General features: G+C 65.2%; 12 protein-coding genes. 7 read left to right on the top strand and 5 right to left on the bottom strand.

Annotation, left to right across the window (positions count from 1 at the left end; genetic code table 11):
• Positions 1 to 210: 210 nt before the first annotated feature.
• Positions 211 to 573, bottom strand: a complete 363-nt coding sequence (locus AB4Y81_RS11660; RefSeq protein WP_200942121.1) for a hypothetical protein — start codon at positions 571 to 573, stop codon at positions 211 to 213.
• On the opposite strand from AB4Y81_RS11660, the gene AB4Y81_RS11655 reads away from it, so the two are divergent.
• Positions 563 to 1,873 carry a hypothetical protein gene (locus tag AB4Y81_RS11655; protein ID WP_441995935.1) on the top strand — a complete coding sequence of 437 codons (1,311 nt, stop codon included), beginning with the start codon at positions 563 to 565 and terminating at the stop codon, positions 1,871 to 1,873. The two genes, AB4Y81_RS11660 and AB4Y81_RS11655, sit on opposite strands and share 11 nt — an antisense overlap.
• A 143-nt stretch (positions 1,874 to 2,016) precedes the next feature.
• Here the strand turns inward: AB4Y81_RS11655 and AB4Y81_RS11650 are convergent, their stop codons facing one another.
• On the bottom strand, positions 2,017 to 3,372 hold the full coding sequence (locus AB4Y81_RS11650) for an 8-oxoguanine deaminase (protein ID WP_018778859.1): 1,356 nt from the start codon (positions 3,370 to 3,372) through the stop codon (positions 2,017 to 2,019).
• A gap of 399 nt (positions 3,373 to 3,771) precedes the next feature.
• On the opposite strand from AB4Y81_RS11650, the gene AB4Y81_RS11645 reads away from it, so the two are divergent.
• The 5 genes from AB4Y81_RS11645 (at position 3,772) to AB4Y81_RS11625 (ending at position 11,174) form a co-directional block, all read left to right on the top strand.
• The gene (locus AB4Y81_RS11645) at positions 3,772 to 4,266 is read left to right on the top strand and encodes a nucleoside deaminase (RefSeq protein ID WP_018778860.1); all 495 of its coding nucleotides are present in this window, start codon (positions 3,772 to 3,774) and stop codon (positions 4,264 to 4,266) included.
• 6 nt (positions 4,267 to 4,272) lie between these two features.
• The gene (locus AB4Y81_RS11640) at positions 4,273 to 5,856 is read left to right on the top strand and encodes an NCS2 family permease (protein WP_441995934.1); all 1,584 of its coding nucleotides are present in this window, start codon (positions 4,273 to 4,275) and stop codon (positions 5,854 to 5,856) included.
• A 329-nt stretch (positions 5,857 to 6,185) separates the two neighbouring features.
• On the top strand, positions 6,186 to 7,409 hold the full coding sequence (locus tag AB4Y81_RS11635; RefSeq protein WP_055975503.1) for an XdhC family protein: 1,224 nt from the start codon (positions 6,186 to 6,188) through the stop codon (positions 7,407 to 7,409).
• Positions 7,400 to 8,335 carry an FAD binding domain-containing protein gene (locus AB4Y81_RS11630; protein ID WP_018778863.1) on the top strand — a complete coding sequence of 312 codons (936 nt, stop codon included), beginning with the start codon at positions 7,400 to 7,402 and terminating at the stop codon, positions 8,333 to 8,335. The genes AB4Y81_RS11635 and AB4Y81_RS11630 overlap by 10 nt, the downstream gene beginning before the upstream one ends.
• On the top strand, positions 8,325 to 11,174 hold the full coding sequence (locus AB4Y81_RS11625; RefSeq protein WP_441995933.1) for a molybdopterin-dependent oxidoreductase: 2,850 nt from the start codon (positions 8,325 to 8,327) through the stop codon (positions 11,172 to 11,174). The genes AB4Y81_RS11630 and AB4Y81_RS11625 overlap by 11 nt, the downstream gene beginning before the upstream one ends.
• 90 nt (positions 11,175 to 11,264) lie before the next feature.
• On the opposite strand, the gene AB4Y81_RS11620 is transcribed toward AB4Y81_RS11625, so the two are convergent.
• Complete coding sequence (locus AB4Y81_RS11620) at positions 11,265 to 11,732, bottom strand: GNAT family N-acetyltransferase (RefSeq protein WP_431229624.1); 468 nt, start codon at positions 11,730 to 11,732, stop codon at positions 11,265 to 11,267.
• Positions 11,733 to 11,741: 9 nt separating this feature from the next.
• On the bottom strand, positions 11,742 to 12,380 hold the full coding sequence (nboR, locus tag AB4Y81_RS11615; RefSeq protein WP_441995932.1) for a nicotine blue oxidoreductase: 639 nt from the start codon (positions 12,378 to 12,380) through the stop codon (positions 11,742 to 11,744).
• Positions 12,381 to 12,539: 159 nt separating this feature from the next.
• Between nboR and AB4Y81_RS11610 the strand changes: the two genes are divergently transcribed.
• On the top strand, positions 12,540 to 12,731 hold the full coding sequence (locus AB4Y81_RS11610; protein ID WP_044569301.1) for a YegP family protein: 192 nt from the start codon (positions 12,540 to 12,542) through the stop codon (positions 12,729 to 12,731).
• 85 nt (positions 12,732 to 12,816) lie between these two features.
• Here the strand turns inward: AB4Y81_RS11610 and AB4Y81_RS11605 are convergent.
• Positions 12,817 to 13,080 (bottom strand): hypothetical protein (locus AB4Y81_RS11605; protein ID WP_441995931.1); only part of this gene is annotated, 264 nt, incomplete at its 5' end.

Genomic DNA, 13,080 nt, shown 5'->3' with positions numbered 1-13,080 from the left:
GTCGCGACCCCACGACGGGCCGCACATGCGGGCTCGATGACGCCGGACAGAAGTCCGCACGCGTCGCATTGCCGCAGGTCGGGCAAGGACAGGCGCTCGTCATCGGGCTGAGCCGGGACACGGATTCCCGGTCGATAATCCCTGCGCTGCAGGAGACAAAAGAGAAGCCGGGAGTGGGGATCCGGCGCCACGGCAGTCCGGTTGCGGCTGCTACCCAAAGGAAAACAATGTCATGAAACCCACCATCATCACGCTCGGGGCGGTGCTCGCGTTGGCCCTCGCCGGCTGCACGGACCCCGGCACGCCCCTGCCCACGGAAAGCCCGACGGTCACGTCGACGGCGGAACCCACCTCAACTGCGACGGCGGAGCCCACCTCAACTGCGACGGCCACGCCCACGTCAGAGCCAACGTCGACGCCCACCCCGACCCCAACAGTGACGGCCACGCCCACGCCGACGCCAACACCCACGCCAACGCCAACCCCAACCCCCACGCCAACCCCAACGCCGACCCCAACAGTGACGGCCACGCCCACGCCGACGTCGACGCCGACCCCAACAGTGACGGCCACGCCGACGCCCACGCCGACGTCGACGCCGACCCCAACCCCCACGGCAACGCCAACGCCCACCCCAACCCCAACGCCGACCCCAACCCCCACCACGCCCCCGGGCACCGGCAGCCTCGCCAACCTGCCCAGGATCCCGTGGGACGGCGGCCCGGATTACTGGAAGCAGTTCCCGAAAGCCGATGCGGCCGGCTGGGATGATCCGGCGTTCCTGCCCATCGTCGTCTGGTACGGCTCGCCCGGAAGCGACGCGCAGCTGAAGTACGACAAAGCGCTCGGGATCAACACCTACGCCCAGGGCAACCCGGCGACTCCGTCCGCGGGCATCACGGCCAACGGCATGTTCACGTTGTTCTCGCCCAACGACGCCCCCGCGGATTGGGCCAGTCAGGTGGGAACGCTCCTGGACGATGAAGTGGATGGCCGGTTCGACACCGCCTCGGGCCTGGCGCACATGCGTTCACTGGCCGCCCAGTTCGATCCCGCCAAGACAGGCCGGTTTACCTACTCGAACTGGACTTCGGGGATCGTTACCTATGACCGGTCAATGGCGTTCAGCGCGGACTATTACAACACGGCCAATGTGAACTCAGTGGACCAGTACTTCTACGCAGTACCGCAATGCGACTGGGGCGACAACCAGCTCCGTTGGCGTACACCGGTGGGACAGACCCCGATCGTGACATCGAACTGCCGTACGGCGTCGAGCTACGGGAAGATCATTTCCCTGCAGAATGAGGTGAACGCGGCCCGCAATGTGCAGGCTCCCATTTGGGCCCTGCCAACCGTGGTGTCCACGGGCGGCTCCACTGGGGGCTACAGGCAGCTCACGCCGGAGCAGACCAAGGCCCAGGTGTGGGCGTCGATCATTCATGAGGCCCGGGGCATTGTCTGGTTCAGCCAGTCGCCGGACCAGCAAAACATCAATGACTGCATCAGTGGTGACGCCTTCGCGGACGCACGGCTCAGGGGCACCGCATGCCTCAAGGACCAGGTAGCTGCAGCCGGTGCGGTGAACAACCAGATCAAGGCCCTGGCGCCCGTGATCAATACCCAGTCCTATGTATGGGACTTCGGTGACGGCATTGATTCGATGCTGAAGGTCAAGGATGGATCCGCGTACATCTTTGCCATGGGCGAGGACGGCACTACAGGTTCCAGGACCTTTGCGCTTCCCTTAGGGATCACCGGCACGCAGGCGGAGGTTGTGGGCGAGAACCGGAGCATCGCGGTGCAGGGCGGGAAGTTCACGGATTCCTTCGCCAATGAGTACACGCACCACGTCTACAAGATCACGGTCTAGCCAAGGCCCTTCGCGTCATCGCTGGAGAATGACGCGCGGGAACATCGGGTGAACCCGTTTCGTTGGCTCACTGCGCACTGTGCCGCACGCACGGCACAGTGCGCAGCGAAGCCACGAATCGGGCCACCGGAGAGGCCGTAAAGCTAACCGGCTACGAGCTTCCGCGCCGCAGCCGAGTGTTCGGCGATCAGCCCGGCCACGTCAAGGTCGGGTATCGCCCCGTCCACTACGCGCCACTGACCGCCAACCATCACGCGGTCTGCCCGGTCCGCGCCGCAGAGCAGCAAGGCGGCAACGGGATCGTGGCTGCCGGAGAACCGCAGCTCGTCAGGCTTGAACAAGGCCAGGTCGGCCTGGAGCCCGGGAGCCAGCTGCCCGATGTCGGAGCGACCCAGAACAGCTGCGGATCCCCGCGTCGCCCAGCCCAGGGCGCGCTCCACGGGCACGGAGGCGCCGTAGCGCAGACGCTGCAAGTACAGTGCTTGCCGCGCTTCGAGGATCATGTTGGAGGCATCGTTCGACGCCGAACCATCCACGCCCAGCCCCACCGGCACACCCGCCGCCTCGAGTTCCAGGACGCGTGCGGTCCCGGATGCCAGCCTCATGTTGGAGGTGGGGCAATGCGCGACGGCGGTTCCGGCGGCTCCCAGCCTGGCGATCTCCTCGTCATTGAAGTGGATGCCGTGTCCCAGCCAGGTTCGGGATCCCAACCAGCCCACCGATTCCAGATAATCCACGGTCCGCAGGCCGAACATGGATCGGCAGAAGTCCTCCTCATCGATGGTTTCCGCGAGGTGTGTATGGAGCCGGACGTCGAAGCGTTCGGCCATGGCGGCGCTTTCGGCCATGATTTCCTTGGTCACGGAGAAGGGAGAGCACGGTGCCAGCGCGATCTGCACCACGGCTCCATCGCCGGTCTCGTGGTACTGGCGGATCAGTCGTTCGCTGTCCGCAAGGATCGCCTCAGGTGACTGGACCGTGGTCCTGGGCGGAAGCCCGCCGTCGTCCTCTCCCAGTGTCATGGACCCGCGGGTGAGTGTCGCCCGCATGCCCATGGAACGGACGGCCGCGACTTCGATATCGATGGCGTCTTCCATACCGTCGGGGAAGAGGTAGTGGTGGTCGGCGGCCGTGGTGCAGCCGGAGAGCAGCAGCTCCGCCAACGCGACCTGCACCGCGAGTTCCAGGCTGCGGGGCGTCAGCCGTGCCCACACCGGGTAGAGATTTTGCAGCCATGGGAACAATGGCGCATTGGCCACGGGACCCCAGGCGCGCGTGAGGGTTTGGTAGAAGTGGTGATGGGTGTTGATGAGGCCGGGAAGGACCACGTGTCCGGACGCGTCAAAGACGGTGGCAGGGGATGACGGTTGGCCGCCCGAGGGCACCAACTCCACGATTTTCCCGTCGGAAACCACCAGGCCGCCGCCGGCGTCGAGGTCGTTTGCGGTGAAGATGCCCAGCGGATTCCTGATCCACAGCCGGGAGGGGGATTGCGACATAAGGGGTTCCTTGTCTGGTCGGCGTGTTCGCGTTCCAGCTCAGTTAGGCCCTGTCTGCTGATCCAGGTTACGCGCCACCTAGGGCGTCGTTCAGAAAAGCGTAGAAGCCCCGACGGCGGCAGTCAACGCCCGCGGGCAGTCACATTTGGCCTGCACCCACCCGGATTAAGTAATTTCGTATGACGAAATTAAGTTTTCAAAAAACTATGGCGCGGCTCACAAACGTGGTGCTACGCTCTAACTGCCAAAGGCGGGCACCCGGACTTCGGGAAGCTATCTACCAGGCGCAACTTAACCTTCATCGCACATGCTGAAGCCTGGTAACCGAGCTGACTGGAGCTCTTTTTGCAGCGCCCCCAAACGGTCACCCGGCTTCCACAGCACTAAGGAAGTCGCAACATGAGTACAACCGTCACGGCCGAGCAATTCCTGGCCACATCCATTGAGCTGGCAACAGCCAATGTCCTCAACAGTGGGGGCCCGTTCGGGGCCGTCATTGTCACCGCGGACGGACGAGCCTTTGAAGGCGTCAACCGCGTTACCGCCTCGAACGATCCCACCGCACACGCAGAAGTCACGGCCATCCGCAACGCCTGCCGCGAACTGGGAACCTTCGATCTGAGCGGAGCAACCCTCTACACCAGCTGCGAGCCATGCCCCATGTGCCTGGCTTCCGCGCTCTGGGCACGCGTTGACCGCGTGTTCTTTGCCGCAGACCGTCACGACGCCGCATCCGTCGGCTTCGATGACGCCGTCTTCTACGAGTACTTCGAGAACGACAACCGGGACGCGCTGATGCCGGTAGCCAAGCTGGAACTGGGCGACCCCCAGGCTCCGGAGGCCCTCCAGCCGTTCAACACATGGAACACGCTTGATTCCAGGATTGATTACTAGGGCCCGGTGGCTGACATGAACATCCTGGACAACGCAGAAATGCAGACAGCAGCTGAAAAGCAGGCTGCGCTCTTCCCCGAGGGAAGCAAAGGCGCAGAGCCCACAGCCGCAAAGCACACGGCAACCGGACAGGCCAACGGCAACAGCAAGCCCCSGGTGTCGAACTCCTTCCTGGACAAGTTTTTCCAGATCTCCAAGCGTGGATCCACGCTGGCCCGTGAATTCCGGGGCGGCCTGGTCACCTTCTTCACCATGGCGTACATCGTCATCCTTAACCCGCTCATCCTGGGCGGTTTCTCCGCGGAAAACGCCCCGACGGACGTGGCCGGCGGTTGGCTTTCGGCCGCCCAGGTCGGTGCCGTCACCGGCTTGACCGCAGGGGTCATGACCATTGTTTTCGGTCTGATCGCCAACCTGCCGTTCGGCCTGGCAGCAGGCCTGGGCATCAACTCCTTCCTGGCGGTAGCAGTCATCCAGGAAGTCACGTGGCCGGAAGCCATGGGCCTGGTGGTCATCAACGGCATCCTGATCGTCCTCTTCGGTGCCACAGGTGCCCGGACGGCGATCTTCAAGGCGGTCCCCAAGGAACTCAAGGCCGCCATCACCGTTGGCATCGGCCTGTTCATCGCCTTCATCGGCTTTGTCGACTCCGGTTTTGTCCGTCCCACCGCGGGCGGCCCGCCGGTCCAGCTGGGCAATGATGGATCCATCACCTCCATCCCCACCCTCGTCTTTATTGTTGGATTGCTGGCCATGGGCATCCTCGTGGCACGCAAAATCCAGGGCGGCCTGCTGATCGGCATCGTCGCCACCACGGTCCTTGCCGCTGTTGTCGAGGCCATCTTCCACATCGGACCCGGCACCGCGGACAACCCCGGCGGTTGGCACCTCAACGTGCCCATCCTGTCCAGTCAGCTGGTGTCCGTTCCGGACCTCAGCCTGGTGGGCCAGTTCGACCTCTTCGGTTCGTTTGCCCGGATTGGCGGTCTCGCCGCCACCATGCTGGTCTTCACCCTGGTGTTCACCAACTTCTTCGACGCCATGGGCACCATGACCGGCCTGGCCAAGAGCGCCGGCGTGGCACACAAGGACGGCACGTTCCCCAAGCTGAAGTCGGCCTTCATCGTTGAAGGCATGGGTGCAGTGGTGGGCGGGGCAACTTCGGGTTCATCCAACACCGTGTACATCGACTCCGCAGCCGGCATCGGCGAAGGCGCACGCACCGGCCTGGCCTCCGTGGTCACCGGCCTGCTGTTCCTGGGCTCGATGTTCTTCACACCGCTTACCTCGGTTGTCCCGCTGGAAGTGGCTGCTGCGGCACTGGTGGTGGTGGGCGCGATGATGATGGCGCAGATCCGCGAGATCAAGTTCACCAAGTTCTCCATCGCGCTCCCTGCGTTCCTCACCATCGTGACCATGCCGCTGACGTACTCCATCGCCAACGGCATCGGGGTCGGGTTCATCTCCTTCGCGGTGATCAGCGCAGCCTCGGGCAAAGCCAAGAAGGTCCATCCGCTCATGTGGGTGGTCACGGTTGGCTTCATCATCTACTTTGCCCGCGGACCCATCAACGCCCTGATGGGCGTCTGACCGGGACCGCACCCCGCGCCGGCGGGTCCCTTCCGGCACTCCGATCGACGGTCCGTCGGTACCCACCGCATGAATAGGCGTCCGTCGTCGTGGTCCCTCTCACCAGGCACGACGACGGGCGGCGGCCGGACGCCGACGCTCCGTCAGGGAACGGGGGCAGGGAGATGAAGCCCTTGCCCCCGTTCCTATGAACACTGACCGATTGAACTCTTACTGAAAAACCGCGACTACCCCTCAACATCCTCCGGAAATGAGAATATGGGGCAAGATCGCGCACTGCTCCGGCTGGGCCATCCCGGCCGGGACACCTGGAAAAAGGACGTGTTGCCATGCTGGATCTGATGCCTTCACTGGGCAGCTGGCGGCCTGCGGTCTCCGGCCAACGACTGGCCGTGGCCACGATCGTAGGGAGCGGAGGTTCCGTGCCGCGGCCCTTGGGGACCTCCATGATGGTCTCCGAAAACGGCGAAATCCTGGGCAGCTTGTCCGGTGGTTGCGTTGAAGGCGCCGTCGTGGAGGCGGCGCTGGAAGCCATGCGCGACGGCGGTCCGCGCCTTGAGTCCTACGGCTTCAGTGCCGAGGACGCGTTCGCCGTCGGACTTACCTGCGGCGGCGAGCTGGAAGTCCACATCCAGCCTTTCGGGGCCGGCGCGCCGGAACTGTCGTTGTTCGCCGGACCGCAACGCCCGGCAGCGTTGATTCGCCGGCTCGATGCCAAGGGCGGAGTCATGGTGGTGGATGACCCTGTCCGGTTCCGGGCCATGGAGTCGCAGGAACTTGCCGTACTGCTGGGCGACCACCCCTCCACGCTTTTTGCCGCAGCTGCCCAGGTGGAGCCACTGCTCCAGGGCGGCCGGGCGGGCTTGGTCCGGCTGGCCCCGCCGGAAGGATGCATCGACGGATGGGTCACCACCGAAAGGCTGGCCGCCCCGCCCCGGGAAGAAGAAGAGCCACAGCCCATCACGTTGTTCGTGGAAAGCCGCTTGCCGGCGGCACGGATGATTGTCTTCGGAGCCAACGACTTCGGCGCCGCCCTGTTGCCGGCCGGGCAGCTCCTCGGCTACAACGTCACCCTCTGTGATGCCCGGCCTGCCTTCGCCTCCCAGCAGCGTTTTTCGGGTGCAGACCAGGTGGTCACCGACTGGCCGCACCGTTACCTCGAGTCCGAGGCAGCCGGTGGGCGACTCGATTCCCGCACCGTGGTGTGCGTCCTGACCCACGATCCCAAGTTCGACATCCCCTTGATCCAGGCCGCGCTCCGGCTGAACCTGTCCTACGTCGGTGCGATGGGTTCGCGCCGCAGCCACCGCCAACGGGTGGACGCACTCCTGCAGGCCGGAACACCTTCCGAAGACCTGGACCGCTTGCATTCGCCCATCGGGCTGGACCTCGGCGCCGTGACTCCGGCCGAAGTAGCCGTCTCCATCACAGCCGAAATCATCGCCGGGCGCGGGACCAGCCACCACAGGGACAGCTTCCCTTCCCTCAAAGACAGCACCGGTCCGATCCACCCGGCCCCTCGACACCTCACTCAGGAGGACCCATGGACATGAACACCATCGAGGCCGTGGTCCCCACCACGGACCCCGCGCAATGGCGTGAAGGCGATGCCTGGCTCGCCGGAGGCACTGTCCTCTTCTCCTACGGAAGCACCGTACTCACGCGGCTGCTGGACCTTGGCCAAGCCGGCTGGCCGGCCATCACCGTCACCGATGACGGGATTGAACTGGCCGCTACCTGCACCGTTGCGGAGCTCTATGCCCTGCCGCTTTCCGCCGGTACCGCGGACCGTGAGTGGCCGGGACTGGCACTGATCCGGCCGTGCTGCGACTCGTTCGTGGCGTCGTTCAAGATCTGGAACATGTCCACGGTTGGCGGGAACATCTGCACCGGGCTGCCGGCCGGGCCCATGACGTCCCTCTGCGCAGGACTGGACGGTACGGCAACCATCCTCAGCCCTGACGGAAGCAGTCGGACCGTTCCGGTGGCAGACGTTGTGGTGGGCGATATGCAGACAGTGCTGGAGCCGGGGGAGTTGCTCCGCAGCATCCACCTCCCCGCCGAAGCGCTCTCCGCCCGGGTGGCTTTCCGGCGTTTGTCCCTGAGCAACCTGGGGCGCTCCGGAGTGCTGCTTATCGGCAGGCTCGACCCCGTTTTTGGCCTGGTCATCACCGTCACCGCAGCCACCAAAAGGCCGGTACAACTCAGGTTCCCCGCCGGCCAGGTTCCGGACGCAGCAGCGCTGGCCCACGCCGTCGGGCATTCCATTCCCTGGCCGCTGTACCACGACGACATCCACGGGCTCCCGGCATGGCGCCGCGACATGACCCTCAAGCTGGCCGAAGAGATCCGGGCCGAGCTGTTGGATGAGTCGATGACGGTGTCCGGCGATTTCTGGCCGCCGCATGACACTTCGCCCCAGCCGTCCACGCAACCCGAAACGTCAGGCACCCACAAGGAGGCCTCCCATGGCAATTGAGATCAACGGCACCGCCGCGCAGGACGCCCCCCGCCCCGGCCAGTGCCTTCGCACGTTCCTCCGGGAGCAAGGCAACTTCGGCGTCAAGAAGGGCTGCGACGGCGGTGACTGCGGTGCCTGCACAGTGCACGTCGACGGCACGCCCGTCCACAGCTGCATCTACCCGGCGGTCCGTGCCGAGGGCAAAGCAGTCACCACCATCGAGGGCCTGGCCACGGCCGATGGCCTGCACCCCGTGCAGGAACAGTTCCTGGAGGCGCAGGGTTTCCAATGCGGTTTCTGCACCGCCGGGATAATGATGACGGCAGCCACGTTCGACGACGAGCAACGCGCCAACCTGCCCCGCAACCTCAAGGGCAACCTGTGCCGCTGCACCGGCTACCGCGCCATCGCGGACGCGGTCTGCGGCCACGGCGGCGATCAGCGGCACGAAGATCACGACGCCGGAGCGGACGTTTCGGGGGCACAGGAACCTGCCGCCGGCCACGCCGCCGTTCCCGCCACCGCAGCTCCCGTTCCCGCCACGCCCGGCCAGCTCGGGGACAACGTCCCCGCACCCGCCGGACAGGCCGTGGTGACAGGCACTGCCCGCTACACCCTGGATGTCCCTGCTGAACAATTGCCGGGCCTGCTGCACATGAAACTGCTGAGGTCCCCGCACCCCCACGCGCGGATCGTGTCCATCAACAACGCCCCCGCGCTGGCGGTTCCGGGCGTGGTGGCCGTCTTCACCCACGAGGATGCCCCGCAGCAGCTCTTTTCCACGGCGCAGCACGAGAACTTCACGGACGATCCCGACGACACCCGAGTCCTGGACGACGTGGTGCGGTTCATCGGGCAGCGGGTGGCCGCTGTGGTCGCCGAATCCGTGGGCGCGGCTGAGGCCGGGGCCCGTGCGCTGGAGGTGCAGTACGAACTCCTGGAGCCGGTTTTCACTCCCCAGGAAGCCATCCTCCCCGGCGCGCCGGCCATCCACGGTGAGAAGGACGGCGAAGCGTCACGCATCTCCCGTCCGCTGCAGAACGTGGTGGCCGAGGTCCATGCTGAACTTGGCAGCGTGGCTGATGGTTTCGCTGCCGCCGATTTCATCCACGAACACACTTACCAGACCCAACGCGTCCAGCACGTGGCCATGGAAACGCACGCCTCCTTTGCCTGGCTGGATGACGATGGCCGGCTGATGGTCCGTTCCTCCACGCAGGTTCCGTTCCTGGTGAAGCGGACGCTGAGCCGTCTGTTCAACCTGCCGCCGGAGACCATCCGCGTGGTGGCCGGTCGTGTTGGTGGCGGGTTCGGCGGCAAGCAGGAGGTGCTCACCGAGGACCTCGTTGCCCTTGCAGCCCTCACGTTGAAGCGGCCCGTCCAGCTGGAGTTCACCCGTACCGAACAGTTCACCGCAACCACTACGCGCCACCCCTTCACGATTCACCTGAAGGCCGGCGCCAACAGGGACGGATACCTCACCGCGCTGCAACTGAACGTCCTCACGAACACCGGCGCCTATGGAAACCACGCTCCCGGCGTGATGTTCCACGGTTGCGGCGAATCGTTGGCCGTGTACAAGTGCGTGAACAAGAAAGTGGATGCCCACGCCGTCTACACCAACACCGTTCCTGCCGGGGCTTTCCGTGGTTACGGGCTGAGCCAGATGATCTTCGCGATCGAGTCGGCCATTGATGAACTCGCAGTGGGCATCGGCATGGATCCCCTGGAGTTCCGGCTCAAGAACATGGTCCGGCCCGGCGATCACATGCTGTCCACTACGCCCGAGCCGGAAGAAGACGTCCACTACGGGAGCTACGGCCTTGACCAGTGCGTGGCGTTGGTGCGCGACGCCCTGGACCGGGGGAAGGAACGCTACCGTGCGGCAGGGCTGGACAACCTCGGGCCGGAATGGATGGTCGGGGAAGGATCGGCGTTGTCCATGATCGACACCGTGCCGCCGCGTGGCCACTTCGCCCACACCCGGGTGAGCCTGGAGGCGGACGGAAGGTTCGCCGTCGACGTCGGAACTGCGGAATTCGGGAACGGCACCACAACTGTCCATGCGCAGCTGGCTGCCACCGCGCTGGCAACCTCGGCGTCAAAGGTGACGGTGCGACAGTCGGATACCGACCTGGTGGAGCACGACACCGGCGCGTTCGGTTCAGCCGGAATGGTGGTGGCCGGGAAAGCGACGCTGGGCGCTGCGCTCGAACTCGCCACCCGCATCCAAACAGTTGCGTCCTCGCTGACCGGTGCGCCCCTGGGCGATTGCCGTCTGGTGGACGGAGCCGTGGAGTGCGGCGACCGCTCGGTGCCGCTGAAGGACATCGCCGACGCCGCCCGGCTGCAAGGCGTTCGGCTCGCCACGGATGGGAACTGGGGAGGGACGCCGCGTTCGGTGGCGTTCAACGTCCATGGTTTCCGCGTCGCCGTGAACAGGGGAACGGGGGAGCTGCGGATCCTGCAAAGCGTGCAGGCAGCCGACGCCGGAGTGGTGGTGAATCCGCGGCAATGCCGGGGACAGATCGAGGGCGGGATCGCGCAGGCGCTCGGCGCGGTGCTGTACGAGGAAGTGAAAGTGGACGACGCCGGACGGGTCACCACGGACATTTTGCGGCAGTACCACATCCCGTCGTTCGCGGACGTGCCCCAGAGCGAGGTGTACTTCGCCGCCACCAACGACTCCACCGGTCCGCTGGGTGCCAAGTCCATGAGTGAGAGCCCGTTCAACCCGGTGGCACCCGCACTGGCCAACGCCATCCGCAACGCAACGGGCGTCCGCTTCGGTGAGCTGCCCATCGCGCGGGACAAGATCTACCTGGCCCTCCGCGACCGGACCACTGCGCCCGTCTAACGAGGCAGCCCGCTAACCCAAGCAACCCGCCAACCCAAGCAGGGGACAGCAAATGTCGGTATGAGCCTTCATTACGACGATTGTTGTCCCCTACTTGGGTGAAACGGGGAGTTCCATGAACACGCTGTGGGGGTCCAGGGTGTAGTCGCCGAACGGCGGGCATTCGGTGAAGCCGTGCCGTGCATACAGGCGGCGGGCCGGGGCGAAGTAATCCTCCGTGCCGGTCTCGAGGCTGAGCAGTTCATAGCCCCGGCGCCCGGCCTCGGTCACGATGTGTTCAAGCAACCGGGTTGCCACACCCTGTCCCCGGGCCTGGGCCGTTGTCCGCATGGACTTGATCTCGGCATGCCCCGCGGACAACGCCTTCAACGCGCCGCATCCCAACAGCACGCCGTTCTCGCGGGCCGTCCAGAACGTGATCGATTCGTGGGACAACGCGGAGTGATCCAGCGCGTGGACGCTCTCGGCCGGAGACGTGGCGAACATGTCGGCCAGGTGCTCGCTCAAGAGGGCATGGACGTCAGGGCGTGCGGGATCGTCAGGTTCGATGCGGATCATGGAACCAATTTACCCGTCCAGAAGATGCAGCTGGTCCTTCGTATCCAGGTCCTCGCCCGAGCAGAGATCGCTGCAGTCCACCAGGTCTACCAACCCCGGATGGGCTTTGAGGAAGGAACGCGCGCCCGTGTCACCATGGGCGGCTGCGGCCGCCTCGGAGCGGAGGCCGACGTCGAAAATCACCGGGTGCCTGCGTTTCAGGTGGCCTGACGCATCCGGGTAGGCGGCTGCGGTGACCCGGCCGGGACGATGGCTGCCCAGCAACCTGCTCACCGCCGTCGGGGTCAACCCGGGCTGGTCGACCAGAGCCACCATGATGTTGTTGCCGGAGGTGGCGGCGTCGATGCCGGCGCGGAAGGATCCGGCCATTCCCTTGGCCCAGTCGGGGTTATCCACCACCGTATGCGGGCCCAGCTCCGTGGCGCTCCGGACGCGGTCGGCCTCTGCGCCGAGGACCACCACTACCTCGCTGCAGCCGCCGTCGAACAGTGTGTCGGCCAGGACTTCCACCAGCGTGCGGGCGCGGAAAGGCAGCAGCGCCTTGGGGCCACGCCCCAGGCGGGTGCCGGCGCCGGCGGCGAGCAGGACACCGGTGGTGGATGTCGTGCCGGATGGAGTCATATCCTCACCATACGCGCGGGGGTTCATGCGGTCTCTAGCTCCTGGGTGGCTTTCCATTTGATCTACCGATATCGGTTTCAAACTACTGCTGAGTAGGGCTGTTGGCCCCGTGAATTGGCTATTAGGGTCGATGACGGAGTTATGAAGTCAGCTCGGTTACGCAACGACGCGTGAGGACAGGGGAAAATGGCGGGCAGTTTCGAGATTCTCAAAGCAGGTACCAATTCATTCCGTTTCAGGCTCACAGCCGAGGACGGCACAGTTGTGGCAGTGTCGCCGCAGTTTCCCAATTTGAAGGCCGTGGTGGCCGGTATCAACGCAGTCCGCGAGAACGCGGCAACGGGCTTTGTGGTCGACCGGCGGAACCTGGGCACCTGAGCCCGGTCCGGCGAAACCAGCACAACGACAGTTGGCGGCAGTGTTCTTCACGAACACTGCCGCCAACTGTCGTTAGTGCGGGTTGTCAGGCGTCGCCGCCTGCTCCGCCGGTGGTACCGGCGTTGACGTCGAGCAGTTTGTAGCGGTCAATGGCGTACGACGGCGCGCCCTCCTCGACTTCACCCCTCGCCGCCAGCAACTGGAGGGTTTTGGCGACGATGGAGTGGGTGTCGTTTTTGAAGTAGCGGCGTGCGGCTTGGCGGGTGTCGGAGAAGCCGAAGCCGTCTGCTCCGAGGGAGGCGAAGTCGTTGGGGATGAATTGTCGGATTTGGTCGGGGACGGCTTTCAT

The sequence above is a fragment of the Paenarthrobacter sp. TAF1 genome (assembly GCF_052113825.1).
GTDB lineage: Bacteria > Actinomycetota > Actinomycetes > Actinomycetales > Micrococcaceae > Arthrobacter > Arthrobacter nicotinovorans.
The sequence above is the reverse complement of the archived record's forward strand: the minus strand, read 5'-3'. Positions and strand labels throughout refer to the sequence as shown.